General features: G+C 68.1%; 8 protein-coding genes and 1 pseudogene. 1 reads left to right on the forward strand and 8 read right to left on the reverse strand.

Annotation, left to right across the window (positions count from 1 at the left end; translation table 11 throughout):
- Window positions 1-33: 33 nt before the first annotated feature.
- The 8 genes and pseudogenes from ABT300_RS09005 to ABT300_RS09040 form a co-directional block, all read right to left on the reverse strand.
- The gene (locus ABT300_RS09005; protein ID WP_351673580.1) at window positions 34-2,397 is read right to left on the reverse strand and encodes a hypothetical protein; all 2,364 of its coding nucleotides are present in this window, start codon (window positions 2,395-2,397) and stop codon (window positions 34-36) included.
- Between the two features lie 29 nt (window positions 2,398-2,426).
- Window positions 2,427-2,960: a hypothetical protein gene (locus ABT300_RS09010; RefSeq protein ID WP_351673582.1), complete on the reverse strand. Its 534-nt coding sequence runs from the start codon at window positions 2,958-2,960 to the stop codon at window positions 2,427-2,429.
- A gap of 2 nt (window positions 2,961-2,962) precedes the next feature.
- On the reverse strand, window positions 2,963-3,484 hold the full coding sequence (locus ABT300_RS09015; protein ID WP_351673616.1) for a hypothetical protein: 522 nt from the start codon (window positions 3,482-3,484) through the stop codon (window positions 2,963-2,965).
- 2 nt (window positions 3,485-3,486) lie between these two features.
- Window positions 3,487-4,263 carry a cupin gene (locus tag ABT300_RS09020; protein ID WP_351673584.1) on the reverse strand — a complete coding sequence of 259 codons (777 nt, stop codon included), beginning with the start codon at window positions 4,261-4,263 and terminating at the stop codon, window positions 3,487-3,489.
- Window positions 4,264-4,386: 123 nt separating this feature from the next.
- Window positions 4,387-6,024 carry a major capsid protein gene (locus tag ABT300_RS09025; RefSeq protein ID WP_351673586.1) on the reverse strand — a complete coding sequence of 546 codons (1,638 nt, stop codon included), beginning with the start codon at window positions 6,022-6,024 and terminating at the stop codon, window positions 4,387-4,389.
- A gap of 267 nt (window positions 6,025-6,291) precedes the next feature.
- Window positions 6,292-6,443: pseudogene (locus ABT300_RS09030) on the reverse strand (transposase); the annotation flags it as partial.
- Window positions 6,444-6,656: 213 nt separating this feature from the next.
- Entirely contained in the window at window positions 6,657-7,076 is a 420-nt protein-coding gene (locus ABT300_RS09035) for an Imm1 family immunity protein (protein WP_351673588.1), read from the reverse strand.
- A gap of 11 nt (window positions 7,077-7,087) precedes the next feature.
- Window positions 7,088-13,762 (reverse strand): RHS repeat-associated core domain-containing protein, encoded by a 6,675-nt coding sequence (locus ABT300_RS09040; RefSeq protein ID WP_351673590.1) that lies wholly within the window; start codon window positions 13,760-13,762, stop codon window positions 7,088-7,090.
- Between the two features lie 175 nt (window positions 13,763-13,937).
- On the opposite strand from ABT300_RS09040, the gene ABT300_RS09045 reads away from it, so the two are divergent.
- On the forward strand, window positions 13,938-18,431 hold the full coding sequence (locus ABT300_RS09045) for an FG-GAP-like repeat-containing protein (protein WP_351673592.1): 4,494 nt from the start codon (window positions 13,938-13,940) through the stop codon (window positions 18,429-18,431).
- Window positions 18,432-18,572: the final 141 nt, after the last annotated feature.

The raw sequence follows: 18,572 nt of genomic DNA on the forward strand, positions 1-18,572 counted from the left end.
TGACGATGACGGGCTGCCCACAGCCGCATCCGCTCACAGCATGACTCCGATCGTGAAGGTGACGGTGACGGTGCCGGTGGCCGCAGCGATGGTCAGCGGTCCGGTAAGGCGGGCGTCGTCGTCCCGCTCGACGCTCCAGGTGACCGTCTCTCCCCCGCGCAGGGTGGACGGGCCGTCAACGGTGGTGACGGTGCCGGTGCCGTCGTAGGCGACAGCCGTGACCGACTGGAGCGTGGGCCACGCCGCGGCGTCCCATGCGGCGCCGACAGCGAGTTCGACACGGCGGGCCTGGACGCCGAACGCCGGATCCGCGCCTGCCGCTCCCCCATCGCAGTCGACGGGGGCGACCGGCGTGTACGGGGCGGACAGGTCCGCGGTGTACGTGCCGAGGCTGGTGATTGCGCCCGCGCAGTCGACCGCCAGGAGCTCCACATAGTCGACGTCGCTCACGCCGTCGGCGTCGGTGTCGTCGCAGCGGCACGCCTCGATGATGTTCTGCGCCGGGCATGGGGTGTCCGGGCAGCAGGAGCCGCCGCCGGCCGCCGAGCACTGTCCCGCCTCGCCGCTGACCGTGTACGGCGCGCCATCCAGGGTGCTGTCCGCGACGGACACGACAGCGCCGGTCTCACAGTCGGTGGTGACGGTGCGGAGGAACTGCGTGTCGCATCCGGCCTGGTCGTACGTCGCCGTCGCCGTGAACGCGGAGAGCTGCCAGCCGGTACGGCGCGGGCTCGGCGAGCAGGTGCCGGGGGTGTCGTCGTAGGCGTCCAGGGCGAGCGCGAAGGCGATGTTCCCGGCGGCGAGGTCAGCGGCCGGGACGTCGGCCTCTACGGTGACCGTGCCAAAATACCCGGCCGGGGTGTTGGCCGGGAGAAGGACCAGGGAGGTCTGTGTCGTCCCGTTGAACAGCCGCAGGTGTCCGGTCCCGGCGCAGCCGTCGTCCGGGCCCTGCTGGAGGACGTTGAGGGACACGGCGACGTGCGCGGTGCCGGTGTCGCAGACCGGGCGCGCCGCCTGGATCGTCGCGGCGAGGATGTTGACCTTGCCGGGGGTGCCGGGCTGCGGAGCCGTCCCCGCCGGCAGGTTCAGCGCGCCGCTGTCCCACAGGGTTTGCGCGCCGGCGACCGGGGCGCCCGTCGCGTACGGGTAGTACGGCGTCGGGTTGGTGTCGGTGACGGTCGGCGTCGGCGTCCCGTCGGTCGGCGCGTCGCACAGCAGGAACGCGTTCGTGTTGCGGCACGGCTCCGCGTCGGGCGTGCACTGGCCGACGGTGCCGGTCACCGTGTACAGGGTGCCGTCGAGGCCGTAGTCCGTGTGCCCGTTGATCAGCCCCGTATCCGGGTCGCGCCGGTAGTCCCGCAGGAACGGGGTGCTCGTGCCGTCCGCCTGGACGTCGCACAGGACGATCAGGTCGAGGTCGGCGCCGGCCGTGATGGTGCCGCCCGGGCAGACGCCCAGCTCTCCTTGCAGGGTGTAGGTGCTGCCGGTTGCGGGGTCGACCAGGCGCACCGAGGCGAGGGAGCCGTCCGCGTTGTACTCGTACTCGACGAGGACGAGCCCGGCGACCGTGCCGTCCGGGAGGACGTCGCACAGCAGCCCGGCGAGCTCGAAGGCGCGGGAGTCGCCGCACGCTGCCGCACCCGCCGGCGGCGCGCCCATGGAAAACATGCCGGTGAGGAGGTTGATCCATCCGTCCTGGGTGACGGTGTCGGTGGCGCAGTCGCGGGTGATGACGACGGCGATCGGTGTTCCGTCGGCGAGGCACAGGCCGAGCGTCGCCGCAGGCGTGGTCTGCTCGGCGCACGGTGCGGCGCCGCTGCCTCCTCCCCCGGCGCACGCCCCGACGGTGCCGGTGACGACGTGGAGCGTGCTGCCGTCGAGGGCGAAGTCCTGGAACGTGGCGACGTCCTGAAGCCACGTGTACCGGCGCAGGAACGGCCCGGAGGCGTCGCACAGGGTCAGCGTCTCCGTCTCGGCGCAGCCGTACGTGCAGTCGACGGGCGCAACGGGCGTGTACGGCGTCGACGGGTCGTCCTGGTAGGTGAGGACGAGTTCCGCCGTGCCGTCGGCCTTGATGCACCACAGCTGCGAGTAGGTGGCGTCCGGCTGGCCGTCGCCGTCCGTGTCGTCGCAGAGCTGGCGGCACAGGGTGTCGACACAGCCCGCGTCGCATGCGCCCGCGTCAGCCGGTGGCGGGCCGGCCGTGAGCTGGCCCGTGACGAGGTTGATCCAGCCCTCGGACGTGATGGTTCCGGCGCAGTCCCGGACGATGGTGACCGCGATCGGGGTCCCGTCGGCGAGGCACAGACCGACCGTGGCGACCGGCTGAGTCGGCGACTCGCAGGTCTGGGCGTCAGGCCCGCAGTTGCAGTTCGTGAAGTTTCCGCCGACGGCCACTAGTTCTCTCCGCTCATCGTCACGCCGCCCTACTCGCAGGGGCCGAGGAAGTTGATGTATGCCGCCGCGCCGTCGAGGACCTGCACCGTGAACGGCGTACAGAGAGTGCCCGGGGAGCATCCGCCGGGAGGCGCGGACCAGCTCAGGCCCGTCCCGCACTCGTTGATCTGCGTCGGGTTCCCGGCACAGTCCGTGATGATCACGGGCCCGCAAGCGACCTGCACGGACACCGACTCGGTGCCTTCCGGCATCGTCCACAGGTCGGGCCCCGACAGGCCAAGGAGCTGCGGGCACATCGGGGTCGGATCGCACGCATCGCACGGTCCGGCCCCGGCCGGCGGTGGGCCTGGCGTGAACAGTCCGGTCGCCAGGTCCACCCAGCCTGTGACGGCAGGCTCCACCGCGGCGGTACCGCACTCCACGCACGCGCCCTCGATCAGGACCGCGATCGGTGTCCCGTCGGCCAGGCAGAGGGGTTGTGACGCCAGTGCCGGGGAGCAGCACGTGGTGACGTCCCCCGGATTGCTGCCGCCGGGGGCGCAGGGGATCGGCTCGACAGCCATCGCTATGCCTCCGGGTGTGCCTGGCGGCGGTGCATGTCCCGGCCGCGCCGCGTGGTGAAGGGCCGGGTGCAGACGTCGCAGGTGAGGCCCGCGCCCTCCCCCTCCGAGGGCGCGGCCGCCGTGGAGGCCGCCTGCTGGTCGGCGGACGCGACCTCCACAGCGACCACATCAGCCGTCGTCGCCGCCTCAACGGCCGCCGGGCTGGTCGCGGCGAGCTGGCGTTCCGGCTCGGGCAGCGGGACAGCGTCCGGGCCGTACGCGGAGTCAGGCAGCAGCGGCAGCGCCTCACCCGGGATGCCGGTATGGACCTCTGATGCGGCGGCGAGGCGTTCGTCTTCGAGCGGGGACCGGTAGCGGTGCCCGTCGACGACCGACCCGATGAGGAGTTCTTCCGGCGCCCACGTGAACAGGGCCGGGGGTACCGCGAACTCGTTCGTCGAGTAGGTGCGGACCTTCGGCCTCTGCGCGACAGCCCACCGGGCGAACGCGACGCGCACCTCGGGCGCCGGCTGGACCCTGATCATGTTCACGGGCACAGCACCACCCGGATTGCCGCAGCCTCGCAGCAGGCGACCTCGACGACGAACGTCCGCTCGGCTAGCACGAACCGGTCGTTGGTCTGGATACGGAATGATGCGGCGTCGGAGTCCGGGACGATGACTGGGGCTTCGCGCCGGACCCGGATCGGGCCCGTGATGTACAGCCACGCCTCACCGGCCGGGGCCTGCGTGCAGTCCGGGGGGCCGACGTTCACGGCATACCCGCTGCCCATGATCGCGCAGTTGCCCATGAGGGTGCGCGGCACGCCGTCTTCCAGGTGGACGACGTTGCAGCAGCCGAGGAGAGCGGCAGCACCGGCGGGGACGTGGAGGATGCCCTGCCCGCCGTAGTTCTCGGCGAGCCATCCTTCGAGCGCGGCCACCCCCTGGGCGATGGACACGGCACCCGCGGTAGGGGTGAGGTCGGCGCCCATGGGGCACAGCACGTCCCGCACGAACCACTCCTCCAGGGCGCGCTGTTCGCCCATGCGGAGCGTCTCGCGGGCGTGCTGCACCGCCTCGTTGTACGGCCATCCGATCGTGCCGCAGGTCGCGCCGGCGTAGATCGTGATGGGCGAGGCGGAGCACGTGCCGGGCCGTTCGAACGTCTTCGCCGCAGGCCCCGGCGTGCTGGTGTCGTCGGGGCACCACTCCCAGTCGTGGGCGGCGGCGCACGAGAGCGGCATCCACTCGGTGCCGAGGAGTTCGTGTACGTCCTCCACGTCGATGATGTCGACGCATCTGCCGAGGATGCCGTGGGGCAACGGCGTACCCGGAATGGCCTCAACGCGCCTACGCAGTCCGGCTGCTGGCATCTGCCTCACCTCCTCTCACCCGTGCAGCCCCGGCCGGGCAGTAGGCCGGGGCTGCTGCAAAGGGGAAGGGGGTCAGCTGCTGCCGGCGGCGCAGACGAGCTCCAGCTGCGCGCCGGTCGCACCGTCCGGGCAGACCGGGACAGTGACGAGGCGGGTGTCCACCGAGCGATCGACGAGCGCCGAGCACTCCTCAGCGAACAGGGCCGTGTAGTCGTTAACCTGGAATTTCGTCGAGTCGTGGACGACGCCCAAGTTGACTTCCTCGCCGCGGCCGATCTGGATGCTGCCCGACGGGTACATCAGGAACCGGACGGCGGCCGGCCAGTCGACGGCCGCGGTGGCGCCGCCGATCTCGTCCGGGACAGCCGGGGACAGACCGCGGGCGAACTGGACGCGCACACCGAGCGTGCTGAACACGTCCTGGACGCAGGTCGGCGACAGGTCACAGATGTTGACGCCGTTCTGCCTGGCCAGGTCGCCGAGGAACAGGTTCCGCGACCACCACGGGAACACCACCTCGAGGGCCGTGGTCTCGCAGAGGCTGTGCCGCTCGATGACGTCGGCGGCCTGAAGTGCGACAGCGTTGTAGATCGCGGACAGGGCGCCGAACGACGGCGCGAGAGTGATCGGCGTCGCCGTGTTCAGGGCCTGCTGGAACAGGACCTGCTTCACGCGGATCTCGTGCGCGACCATCGCGTTCCGCAGGTACCAGGCCACCAGCTCCGGGAAATGGCGCTGGGTCAGGATGCCGGCTTCGAGACACACGCCGACGGCGTCGCAGCGAACCTCGACCGGGTCCGGGCACGGCACCCGGTAGCACGGCTTCGTCGCACCGGAGATGTCGTCGGCCTCCGTGTGAACCCACGTCATCGCGCCGACGTCCAGGGACAGCGGCTTGTAGTAGCGCAGGCCGCCACGGGAGAGCTGGATTTCGGGGGCGTCCCACAGCATGTCCGGGCAGGCCACGCCGGTGATGTCGTACAGCGTCTCCGACGGGGCGCACCAGCCGCCGGAAGCGACGAGCTCGCCCTGCGGGAGCCGCGCCTGGTTCTGCGCGGCGATCGCTACGGTCGTGCCCTCGGGCGCGGAGCTGGAGTCGGTGACAATGAGCTCCTGCGGGTAAGGGTGCCGGTAGGAGATCACCTGTCCCATGCCGCCACCAGCCGTCTTGAGCGCGTTGGCACGGCTGATGATGCCGCTCACGACCTGCCCGAAGTCGAGGGGGGCACCCGGGGTGTAGCCAGGGACGTCGACCGCTGCGGTGATGTGGGTGCCCGGGGCAGGCGGCTCGGGCAGCACGCGCGGCTGCACCGCACGCACCGACGCAAGGTTCAGGACGGGCCGCTTCACCACGGCCGCAGCGGCGGCGGCGACGGACGGCCCCGGCTCGGCAACGGGCTCCGGCACTTCCGGGGCGGCCAGCTCGATCGCCGCAGTGGCGGTGGCCTGCGGGTCGTCTCCGCGAACCTGCGCGGCGAGCTGCTCGATCTCCGCTGCGGCTTCCTTGGCGGCAGACAGGCGTTCCTGCTGCTCCGTCCGCATGGCTTCCACTCCGGCGGCGAGAGCGCGCAGGTCAGCGATATCAGTGCTCGTGACGAGGCTGGACGTGGCCTTGGTGTCGAACGCCTTGACTGCACCGTCAAGAGCCGCGACAAGCTGCTCGTCGTCCAGGGTCGTGAGGTCTTCGGGGAGCGCGAACGGCTCGGTCATGCCAGATGTCTCCTGTGTGAGCACCTGACACGGCCCTGAACCAGCTGTCCTTCAGGCATATTAGCTGCACGGGCGGCCGGACGATTGTCAATGCCCACCCATATGTCCTGGCATGCACCCAGGGCTCGATCTCTCTCGCCGGTAAACGCCCCCTCTGACCAGCTGGCTGGCGCTTTCTGCCGGTTACTGAGGTTGAACTCGTGATGTCGCGCCGTGTCAGGTGGGTCTGATCGTCAGGCTGGTCCCGGCGAGGCAGCCGTCGACGAGCTAGCTGCGGTACCGGACATGCCGCAGCCCACGCCGGACGGTCTGGACGAGGTGTTCGGGAGTACTGAAGGCGACGTTCGACAGCCAGCCGCGTCGCATGAGCGACCAGATCCCCTCAACGGGGTTGAGGCAGGTGCGTAGGGCGGCAGGTATAGGGGGTTGCAGGCACGGATCAGCCCTCGTCCCGCTCACCGGGGCACAAAGCCGGCGGCTCCTGGGCACCCTGACCACCCAAGAGCCGACGCCGTCCGTGCTCTGAACTGGTCGGCCTGGAGAATAAGCCGACAGACCGTAGTCGACCATCGCCGCTACCGGAAATGCAGCTCAGAATACAAGTCGCTACTGAAGTATTAGATCAGAGTGAATCACCAGAACTCAGGTTCCTGCCATTGAACACACGCCGGCCGTTGCCCTCCGGAGAACAAGAACTCCTTAACGGCCTGCCGCACAAGAGCAATGGGAATCTCGGAACCGTCCGGAAATTCCGTCGCGTTTCCCATGATGGAGTATGAGACCTCCCCTCGCCCCTTCGAGGGAGCGAGCGAGACAAAATTTCCGTCGTCCATGAAGCCGAGAACTCCGACCTGCAGGTCCCCGTCCGCCCCAACCAGCAGCTCGTGATCGGGAACCCCCGCCGGCATGAGCGGACGTTCCATGCTGTGCAATGCAGCCAAGTTCTCCGACGCACGGCTTGCAATAAGTGCATCGATCAAGGCGTCGACATCAGTTGCGCTTTGCAGCAGAACGGGATTATCTCCATGCTCGCGCCGATAGAACGCCTGCACCCGACCGCGTGTCACTTAGTACCTCCATAGACCTTTTGCTCCCAACCACCTTTTCCGTTCGGCCAGTGTACAGTGAGCCGCTTTTTCCCGAGAATGTAATCCAGTACTCGATCACACCCCAACGGCTGCGCGCATGGCCCTGCAGGGTTATTGATGACGACCTCTGCTTCGTCAATTTTATCCCGCACCATAACGGCAGCCATCTTCTGTTCAACGTCACTGGCACGAGCTGATCTCGCAGCACCCTTCAGGAACCCCTCCCGCCGAAGAGTGTCATTGACTATGTCGATCAATTCGGCATCAGCTTTTTTGTTTCCGCTAATGAGGCTGTAAACTCGACCAGACGTAGAGGCCCCAACTCCCGAAGTTGAGCCTCCGTCGACGAATTTGGGAAGGGTTTTGGACGCGAGTTCCTTGAATCCAGCAGCACCCTTTCCGATACCTAGGGCACGAGCCCAACTCGGACCCGGAACCCACGGGACAATATTCTCCTGGACTTCCTGATACTCGCAGTTTCCGTCAACGTCGCAGATCAATTGCGGGGGCGTCCCAGCAAAAACCTTGTTGAAAATAAGAGCAAGCATCTTCAGGACGGGATCATGGCCCTCGCCCGGGTACGGGCCGGGCGAGGGCGCTGCCCCCGGACTCGGCAGAGGGCCGGAGGCCGACGTGCCATCGCTCCCTCCGCCTTGGCGGGTTCCGACCTTGCTGCCACTGCTCCTGTGACTGCAGGAGCCGTTATGGCAGCTGCCCATGCTCGGGTTACTTGGATCGATCGGCCCCGTGGTGATGACGCCACTTGAGCCGCCTACAACGTTTCCCTTGGGCGTGCCAACTCCGCAGATATCTGCCGGGCACAAGCCGGAGGGGTCGCTGTGGGTGATGGGGTTATTGCCAGCATAGGCGTAGCCCGCGAGTTGTTGGTCGTCGGTGGCTTCAAAAAGGGGGTCGAGGCTGGTGAAGCGCCCGAGGGTTGGGTCGTAATGGCGGGCGCCGAGTTGGGTGAGGCCGGTGTTGGTGTTGTCGGGGGCGTTGAGGAAGCCACGGTTGTCGGGCCAGCTGACGGTGGTGCCGCGGGTGCCGCCGTAGGGGGTGAACTGGCGCCAGGTGGGGGTCTGTGCGGTGGAGTCCAGGTACAGGCCGCTCGTGCCGTGGGGGTCGCTGATCTGGAACTTGTAGTTGGTGCCGGTTCCGGTGCGAACCACGGTGCCGCCGCCGGGCAGCGGCAGGTAGCGCACGCCGGTGGTGGTGGTCCCGGTGAGGGTGAGCTGTTCACCGGGCAGGTACAGGGTGGTGCTGTTGGGGTCGCTCTGGAGCAGGACGTTGCCGTCGGCGTCGTAGATGTAACTGGTGGTGCCGCTCTTGGCACCGCTGACCTGGGTGAGTTGTCCGGCGTCGTTCCAGGTCAGGGTCTGATTGCCGGACGCGATGGTGTTGCGGGTGGTGGTGTTGCCGGCCTTGTCGTAGGTGTAGCTGCTGGCCGCGGTGCTTCCTCCGCTGGCCTGGGTGGAGGCCAAAGCGTGGGGCTGGAGGGTGCCGTTGCCGTTGTAGTCGTAGGTGTAGCTGGTGGTGGTGTCGCTCCCGCCGGTGGTGGAGTGCTCGACTTGGTGCTGGCGCTGGCCGAGGGCGTCGACGTCCCAGCTGGTCCAGTAGGCGGTTCCTCCGGCGAGCAGGTCGCCGACCTGGGCGTGGGAGCTGGTGGTGGGAGTGGTGGTGCAGTCGTCGCTGGCGGTCCAGGCCTGGTTGAGCCGGTTGAGTTCGTCGTATTGATAGCACTGGGTTTCGGGGGCCGTGGTGGCACCCATGCGGGTCGCGACCTGTTTGGTGGTGTTGCCTGCGGGGTCGAGGGTGTAGTTCTGCTCGTCGACCTTGGAGGTGGGAGTGGTGGTGGAGCGGGTCACCAACTGGTCGGTCAGGGCGCCGGTGTGGGGGTCGTAGGTGTTGGTGAGGTAGGCCAGGTTGGTGCTCATACCGAGGGTCTGCTGCAGCACCTGGCCGTAGGCGCTGTAGGTGGTGTTCTGGGCGTAGCCGTAGGAGAGAGTGCCCAGTCCGTTGGGCAGGTCCAGGGCGGTGGAGTAGCCGTGGGCGGCGATTTCGTTGGGCAGGCCGCCACCGAGGGGGTAGTTGTCGGTGTAGAGCAGGCCGGTGTCCGCGCTGTAGGTGTGGCGGAAGGTGTAGGTCTTGCCGCCCAGTGCGCCGTGCACGGCCGGGATGGCGAAGGACTGGCCGAGCGATTCGCCGAAGGCGTTGAAGGCGAGTTGCTGGGTGGTGTACGTGTTGCCGGCGTTGTAGGAGGTGGCGGTGGTGGTCCGGCCGATCGGGTTGGTCACGCCCGAGACGGTGTTGTCGTTGTCGTAGGTCCAGGCGGCGGTCTGGTTGCCGCTCGCGCCCGGAGCCTGGGCTGCGACGGTGGAGGCGTACTGGCCGGTTTTCCGGTTCAGGACGTCGTAGGTGTAGGAGACGCTCTTGTTGCGGGCGTCGGTGGTCTGGGTGAGGTTGCCGGCCGCGTCGTAGCCCATGCTGGTGGTGCCGGCGTCCGGGTCGGTCTTGGATGTGACGCGGCCGAGCAGGTCGTAGACGGTGGTCCAGGTGCTGCCCTTGGAGGTGACGGTGTTCTGCTTGCCGTGCCCGTCGTAGCCGTAGGCGATGGCGTTGGAGGTGCCGCCGGTGACGGAGAAGGCGCCGGTGAACGTGTTGAGCGGAACGGTCAGTGTGGGGCGGGTGCTATAGGAGTCGATCTCGCTTGTGCGGCCCAGGGGGTCGGTGCGGGTCGTTTTGACCGTGGCTCCGGTCGGCGGGATGACGGTGGTGGCGTCTCCGCTGTAGACGGTGGTGGTCTTCTGTTTCAGCACCGAGTACTGCTGGGAGTCGTCCACGACGACACGGCCCAGTCCGTCAAAGGTGTAGCGGTCCTGGCTTGGGATTACGGAGTCCTGCACCGAAGCCGTTGCGAAGGCGGGTAGGGCGTTGGGGTCCCAGTAGGGGTTGTTCTTCTTCCACACCCAGCCGTGGGAGTCGTAGAAGGATTCGGTGATCAGTCGGCCGCCCTGCGGGGTCGGTGCCTGAGTCTGCCGCGGCCGGCCGAGTGAGTCGACGAGCGCGTGCGAGGTGACATAGCCCAGGGAGTCGTTCAGCGTCTGAGTGGTGGTGCCGGACTGTCCGGTCGGGGTGACCGTGTAGGTGTACTTGGCGTCAGCGGGGGCAGTTGTGGGTCGGTTGTGCTGCCACACGGCGGTGGTGCGCCCAAGCGCGTCATAGCGGACGGTGTCGGCGATGCCGTTGGTGTCGGTGGTGGTGAGGATGAGCCCTCGGGTGGGATCCGAGGTGGTCCTGGCGCTCTGGTTCTTGGCGTTGGTGATCGTCATGCCGGTGGTCAGCCCGACGCTGTCCACGGTGTAGCCCGAAATGGTCTTGTTGCCGCCTGCGTCGTAGCTGTCGGCGGGACGGCCGTAGATGTCATAGGTGGCACGGGCCTGCATCTGCCAAGTGAAGGCACCGCCGCTGTACGCCGAAGCCTGCCGGGTCATTGTGATGTCACCCTTGGTGGGGGCGGCGGTCTGCGGGAAGGCGGTGGCGAAGCTGGTGTCGTCGTAGTACGTCCTGGTCGCGGAGACCACTTGGTCCGGGCGGGAGACGCTGCTCGGCGCGGTAAGGGTGTTGAGGGTTTTCGGCACGGTGGCCGGGGTGTTCGGGCTGAAGCCGGCGCAGGCGACCGAGTCGATCTCCTGCGAGGCTTGCAGGCCAGTCAGGTTGACGCTCGTGTTCGCCTTGGCATAGGTGATCGCGGTGCACCGGTCGTATTGGGGATCGGCCGGCACGGTGTGGGTGTATCTGTAGGTTGGCAGGCCGAAGTTGTCGTCTGTGGGGGTGGCGTCGTAGGTGTTGTCGGTCTGCGTGACACGCCAGGTGGTGTTGCCGGTGCTGGTGACAGCCTGGCGGGACCATGTCTCGGCGACGTCGGTGGCGTTGGCGGTCAGGGCCGGCAGGCCGGTGCGTGCGCGGGTGGCAGTGGCGGCGGAGATCCAGTACGAAGTCACCGTGGAGTTGTCTACGCCGCCACCGACGCCCGTGTAGGCGGTGGTCTCAAGTACGTTGCCCGCGACCTGGTCGCTGTCGGGGTGTACGCCGCCTTGGGAGTCGGTGACGTTCACCGAGCGGCGGCTCGAGGAGGACAGCCAGTCGTCGTCCATGCCGCGGTAGTAGGAGGTGACCGTCTTGGTCTGGGGATCGTTGGAGCCGTCGCCGGTGCGGGTTTCCACGCTGGCGTAGCCGCGGAATTGGCCCCAGGTGCGGTACTTGGCTTTGACGACTTCGTTGTCGTCGTGGTGCCAGGCAGCGCCGCCGTTGTAGGTGTAGTCGGTACGCACGGCCAGCGCGCCGCCGGTGCTGTCGGTCTCCAGGACCTGGGTGACGGCGTACTTCGCGAACCAGTCGGTGATCGGGTTGAGGTAGTCCTTGGGCGTCCAGGACACCGGGTAGCAGGACTTGGTGTTGGTTTTGGGGTCCGCGGTTGCCACGTAGCTGGCGGTGCAGGCATCCGGCAGGTCGTAGCTGACCGTGGTCAGGCCGCCGAGCTCGTTGGTGATGCCGGAGATGCGGTAGCGGTACAGGCCGGGGAAGTTGGCGGTGTCGACCCGGTTTTTCAGGTCGACTCCCGCGAAGGTCACGTCCGGCATGCTGATCGGGGAGGCGGAGCCGCCTGCGGTGGTGTCGTCGCCTTCGCGGGTGATCGATGAGAGCCACAGGGTGGGCGAGGTTCCGTCCCCGGTGGCCGGCTCGCTCTGGTGCAGGGTGTAGGTGTCGATCGCCTGGTATTTGGCGGCCGCCACGCTGTACTGCTGCACCTTGATCGAGGCAAGGCGGACGGTGGAGAAGAACGACGGTGACTGCGCGGTACAGGTAGCACCCGAGGCGCAGACCAGGTCGAAGGGCACATCCGGGTACTGGGTGGCGGCCGTGCTGGCCGACAGTGGGGCACACGTGGTCAGGGTGCAGCGTCCGGCGGTGGTGAAGGCGACCTGGTTGGGGACGGTGCCGTAGGCGCCGCCGTCACGGAAGCCGTAGTCGATCCGCGTCAGGGAGGAGTCACGGACGTAGGCGACGTTGCGGGCGCCGTTCTGCTGACCGTAGTAGTTGATGTCCTGGGCGTAGTAGTAGGCCATGGCGTTGGCGTGGGCGTCCACGACGTAGTCCAGGTGCCACTTGTAGGCCATGGTGCATACCGAGTCGGTGAACCCGGTCGAGTGGTAGCAGGGGTCGCCGGAGTGGGCGGAGTAGACGGGGACGCTGTCCACCGACTTGGTCGTGGCCTTGCCGGAGGTCCAACCGGGCAGTTGGTTCTTGCCGAAGTAGTACTGGGTGCCGTCTCGTTCGGTGACGATCCAGTAGTCGGTGTTGTAGGTGCCCGAGCCGTTGTTGGTGTTCGCCGTGTGGGTGACGATGGCGCCGCTGCCGTCGGCGAGCTTCCATGCGCCGTCGGCGTCGTTCTTGATGACGGAAGTGGACGAACCGTTCAACGACAAGGTCAGGATCGGCCCGTCATAACACCTGTCACCAGTGGAAACCGGCGAGGCACTACCTTCGGGATTGTCAGAGCATGAGGTGAAGCTCTGCTCGATATAGGAATCCGGTGTCATCCAGCCGTCACCCGCCCAGGAAGCCTGTGCCTGGGTGGAGGAGGTCTGTCCGTCCACCGAGCCGGAGTCGTAGTTCAGGCCCACCGCCGGCTTCAGCAGTCCTGACGAGGGGGCCAGCGCGATGGGGTAGCTGTAGGTGAAGGAGCCGGACGAGCCGCCGCCCGTCCATGAGCCGGACGGGGTCAGCGCGGTCGCGGCGTAGCTGCCGGCCGATCCGCTGTCCGAGGCTGCGGTCGCGGTCGCCGCCAGCACCATCGGTTCGGCGCCGCCCGCAGCATCCGCTATCGCCGAGGCAGAGTAGGAGGCAGGCAGGATGGGCGCGTGGCCGGAGGCTGACGTCTTTGAGGGAGAGGGCTGCGGGCGGGAGCCCTGCAGGGTCAGCGTGGTTGCCAGCTCGTGGGCCGCGGGGTCCTGCTCGGTGGCGAGGGGGGTTTGGGTACGGCAGGCAGCCCGTTGCGGGGTGGTCAGTGCGCAGGCGGGGAGCTTGACCAGGTGCAGGCGGTCGGCGTAGTTGGCGCCATAGGCTTGCGCGAACGCACTGTAGTCCAAGCCCAGTTGGACGTTGCCGCGGCCGCCGGCTGCTGGTTGGGCGGTGAGGACGACGCCGGCCACGCCGAGCTTGGCGGCGTCCTGGCGGGGCAGGACGCGCACCGACATTTGGTTCGGTCCCTGGTAGGGGCCCTTGGCGGGTGCTATGGCTCGGGCCCACACCGGTGTGCCGGCAACCGGCGCCTTCGCTCCTCGTTTCGCACCGGCGTGCGGGGCCCCCAGTGTGGCCGTGCCGGAGCTGGCGGTCGGCCAGTGGGCTTTCGCGGGGTGGAACGGCGTCTTGGTCTGGTCCTTGACCGTCAGCTTGCGCGGGGCGAGCGTCTTCACCCCCTTCACCGACGGGGTCTGCTGGACCGCCGGGGCTCCGGCGCGGTCCGCGGTCTGCGCGGCTGCGGGGACCGCGGTCGGCGAGGCCAACGCCAGTGCCACCAGGACGCCGACGATGCGTCTCCGGGCGCCGAGATGGCGTGCGTTGTGTGCAAGCCAAGCTGTCCTGGCCATGATCGATCCCCCCACTTGCCCCGTATGCAGGCGCGACGGCGCACCGCGGTTTGATCAAACCGCGGTTGCGCGGGCGACTATCGCAGAAGCAGCGAGCGACGGGACAGTGATCAATTCCGACAACTCTCCACAATCAGATGCCAAGAATTCACAAAATCTCACTCTCGTTTCGGACATGGTGATCCATCTCGCCATCAATCAGCTCTGCCAACCAGGCCGAAAAGCCTGTGCACTTAGGCGCCGATCGGCATGGCCGATCCGGTCCGAGCAGACATGGGGGTACCTGACGGTGAGATCCACCCTGCGCAGCAGGTTGCTGAGCGCGGTGCTGGCTGCCGCGCTCAGCACGCTGTCGATCGCCGGCGGCGCGGCGGCCGCCCGCGCCGATGACACACCTCAGGCTTCGACACCGCAGCTGCCGCTGGACGAGGCGCGGGCCTCAGCGCAGGCGCAGGCGTCCGGAAAGACCGTGGCCGTAGCGGCGGCGACCACGCCGACCGTATCGGAGGTGGCCAATCCGGACGGCACGTTCACCCTGACCCAGGCGGTCGCGCCGGTGCGCAAGTACGCCTCCGGCACCTGGAAGCCGCTGGACTCCACTTTGGTCCGGCGCTCCGACAACACGGTCGCCCCGGTACTCGCCACCGCGGATCTGACTCTGTCAGGGGGTGGGGAGGGACCCTTGGCCGTCATGAAGGATCATGGCCGGTCCCTGTCTCTGGCGGCGCCGGCCTCGATCGGCAAGCTCCCCAGCCCGACCCTGGACGGCTCGAGCGCCACCTACCCTGACGTACTGGACGGGGTGGACCTGAAGGTCACGGCGGACGCCCAGGGCGGCTTCTCCGAGGTCTTCGTCGTCAAAAATGCCACAGCGGCCGCCAACCCCGCACTCTCGACGCTGGTCTTCCCCGCCGACACGAAGAACGCGACGCTCGCCGTCGACAACGTCGGCAACATCTCTGTCAAGGACGCCGGGCACCGCACCGTGTTCTCCGCGCCTGCCCCGCTGATGTGGGACTCCGCCATCGCCAAAGCGGCAACGGGCCCGACCGCATTGTCCGCGGCAAAGGCCGCAGCCTCGGATACCGACGAGCCGGGCGCGGGCGCGCACATCGCGCCGGTCGCCGCCGCCTACGCCTCCGGCGGCATCCGCCTGACCCCGGATGCGGGTCTGCTCTCGTCGCCTTCCACGGTGTATCCGGTCTACATCGACCCGACCTACAGCGCTGGGGGCAGCGCGAGCGGCTGGACGTGGGTCAACTCCGCATACCCCAATACCAGCTTCTGGAAGGACACCAGTCCCACTGGGCTGCATGTGGGCTACGAGGGCTGGGAGACGCCTTATCACAAGTCGCGGGCGTACGCAAAGTTCCCTGTGGACAGCAGGCTCTTCAAGGCCCATGTCGTCAATGCGAAGTTCTACGCCACCGAGACGTACGCCCCCTCGTGCACCGCGACTCCGCTGGAGTTGTGGCAGACGGACCCGATCGACTCCGGCACCACCTGGAACGACCAGCCCGACTGGCAGGCCAAGTGGGGCACGGAGAGCGTGGCGTACGGCTACTCGTCCTCGTGCCCGGCGAAGTCGCTCGGCTTCGACATCTCCTCGCGCATGCAGGGCGTGGCCGACGAGGCCAAGCTGAGCAGCCTGACACTGGGTCTGCGGGCCGGTGACGAGCTGGACAAGTACGGCTGGAAGAAGTTCGACCACGCCACCCTGTTGATGTCCACGACCTATAATCACCAGCCCAACAAGCCGACATCGCTGGTCACTTCGCCGGCCACCACCTGCACCAGCACCATCAAGACCGTCGGTGACGGCGACGTGACCCTGTACGCGAAGGTCTCCGACCCCGACGGCGGCACTCTGTCGACCACCTTCAACGTCACCAAGACGTCCGGCGGCGCACAGATCGCCAAGCCGCCGGCCGTCGTCGCTGCGTCCGGGAAGAGCGCAACCTCCATCTTGAAGAAGGAGGTGCTCGAGGCAGCTGCCGGCGGCTCAGTCCTTGGTGTGTCGTGGAACGTGACCACCTCCGACGGCACGTATTCTTCGGCCTCGACTACCTGCAAATTCCAGTTCGATCCCAACCGGCCCGGTGCCCCGACCATCCACGACACCAGGGACGGCTGCGGCGACGACAGCCCGGTCACGTACCAGGTCGGTAGCCCGGCCAGCTTCACCCTGGTGCCCAACGCCCTGGGCTCGAGCCCGGCCAGCTATCTCTATCAGGTCAACGGTGCCACCCCTGTCTCCCTGGCCAGCACCGGATCCAGCACGACCATCAGCGTCACCCCCACTCGGGGCACCAACGTGCTTACCGTCACTGCGGTCTCGGCCGGCGGCAACATCGGCGACACCGCGAACTGCATCCTGACCGCCGCCCCCGCGGCCACTGCCGATGACGGCGACGTGACCGGCGACGGCATCCCCGATCTGACCGCCGTGGGCGCCCAGGCAGGTCTGTCCAGCGGACTGTGGCTGGCGCACGGCACTACCGACGGACAGCTCACGACCAGCGCCAGCAACGTAGGCGCCCAGGGCACTGGGGTCAACTCGATCGGCTCGCCTGCGGACTGGAACGGCACCCAGGCCATCAGTGGCCACTTCAACACCGGCGCTGGCTTCAACGATGTCCTGGACTATGACCCCGTCACCGGCAGCGGAACGGTGCTTTACGGCAGCGGCGACGGCTCGGCCCTCCTGGCCGACAGCGGCACCCATGCCATCGTCAACTCCACAGCCTTCACCAGCAGCGGTGGAGCCAAGGCCACCAATATCGCAAGCGGCGGAAACCTCTACCGCACTGTCTACGACGAACCCTCCACCGTCTACTACCCCGACCTGCTCGTGATCGTAGGCGGGCAGCTTGTGGACGAGCCCGGCCTCACCACTGCAGGCACTTTCCTCGGCGTCGACAACGGGGTGCCGCTGAGCGCCACCAACCCCGCCGGCTCCGGTGACTGGACCGGCTGGAGCATCGCCAGCAGCCTCATCGACGCATTGCCCGCACTGTTCGCCCGCAACAACACCACCGGCGCGCTGTACTACTACACACCGCAACAGTTGCAAGCCCTTGCCGCAGGTGACTCGGTGACACCGCAGCAGATCGCCGGCAGCGGCTACAGCGCGGCAGCACTGCCGGTTCTGCAGGCCGCTGACCTGAACGACGACGGCACCCCGGACCTGCGCACCGTCTCCGCCACCGGCGCCAGCACCGCACGCATCTTCAACGCGGCGGCAGGGACCCTGACCGCGCAGACGGCACAGACCCTGATCGCCCCCAGCCACGCCTGGCCGCTCGCCGACCTCCCCGACGGCACGGCGGCAAGCGCCGCCGACACCGCGTCCGGGCTGACCCTCACCGGCGGCGGAGCCGGCGCCACCTGGGACACCGACGACGTCTTCTCCCCCAACCTGGCCCTCAACGGGACCACCGCCGGCGCCATGACCTCGAACGCGGCACTGTCGACGTCGAGCGCCTTCACCCTGTCGGTCTGGGTCAACCCCACAGCCTTGGGCGGCGTCATCGCCTCCCAGGACGGCGCGCACAACTCCGGGTTCCTGCTCTACCCCCAAGCCAACCGGGAATGGGCGTTCTGCCTGGCCACCTCCGATGCCACCCGCAGCTACGACTGCATCTCCGGCGGCAGCGCCATCATCGGCCAGTGGACCCACCTGACCGCCACCTACGACCCGACGACCAAAGCCACGACGCTGTACATGGACGACCGGGCGGTGGCCCGCGGCTCCCACACCGCCGTCTCCGGCTTCACCGGAAAATTCACCCTGGGCAACGCCCTCGCCAACGACGCGCGTGCCACGTACTTCAAGGGCAACCTCGCCGACGTCAAGGTGTGGAACGGCGCCGCACTCACCGCCGTCCAGGTCGCCACGATGGCCAACATCACCCTTCCCAAGGCTCCGTACACCTTCGCCGACGTCGCCGACGCCGACGGCGACGGCAAGGCCGACCTGGTCGCCGCGGACGCCACCGGCAGCCTGTGGCTCTACCCCGGCAACGGCAACGGCGGCTGGTCCAGCGCCGCCACCTACATCGGCTCCGGCCTGTCCACCCACACCTTCGCCGGCATCGGCGACTTCAACAGCGACGGCTACGCCGACACCGTCGCCATGACCCCCGCAGGCGCCCTGCGCCTGTTCCCCGGCGATGTCGGGCACGACCTGCTCACACCGGTCAGCAACTTCCCCAGCGGCTGGAGCGGCTACGCCTTCGCCGGCGTAGCCGACTTCAACCGCGACGGCAAAACCGACCTGATCGGCCGCCACCCCGACGGCACCCTGAACCTGTTCCCCGGCACCGGCACCGGCGCCAGCCTGGGGACCACCGTGCAGATCGGCACCGGCTGGAGCAGCTTCGCCTTCGCCGGCGTCGCCGACCTCAACGGCGACGCCAAACCCGACGTCATCGTCCGCGACACCACCGGCGCCCTGTGGCTATACCCCGGCAACGGCAGCAACGGCTTCGGCGCCCGCAGCCAGATCGGAGCCGGCTGGAACGGCTACACCTTCGCCGGCATCGGCGACTTCAACAGCGACGGCACCCCCGACGTCATCGCCCGCGACGACGCCACCGGCATCCTGTGGCTCTACCCCCGCTCCGCCACCGCCTTCGGCACCCGCCAACAGATCGGCAGCGGCTGGTAGCGCCCCTGCAGCCTCACCGGGGCCACCCGATCCTGCGCAACAGGATCGGGTGGCCCCGGACATGGCGATCCAATCGACACCCGGCCCGGGGATGTGAGCCGCGACCATCCCCTCGTAGCGTGGAGCCCGTGATTGCAGGGG

Origin of the sequence: Streptomyces sp. NPDC001027, assembly GCF_040299045.1 — a bacterium.
Classification (GTDB): Bacteria; Actinomycetota; Actinomycetes; order Streptomycetales; family Streptomycetaceae; genus Streptomyces.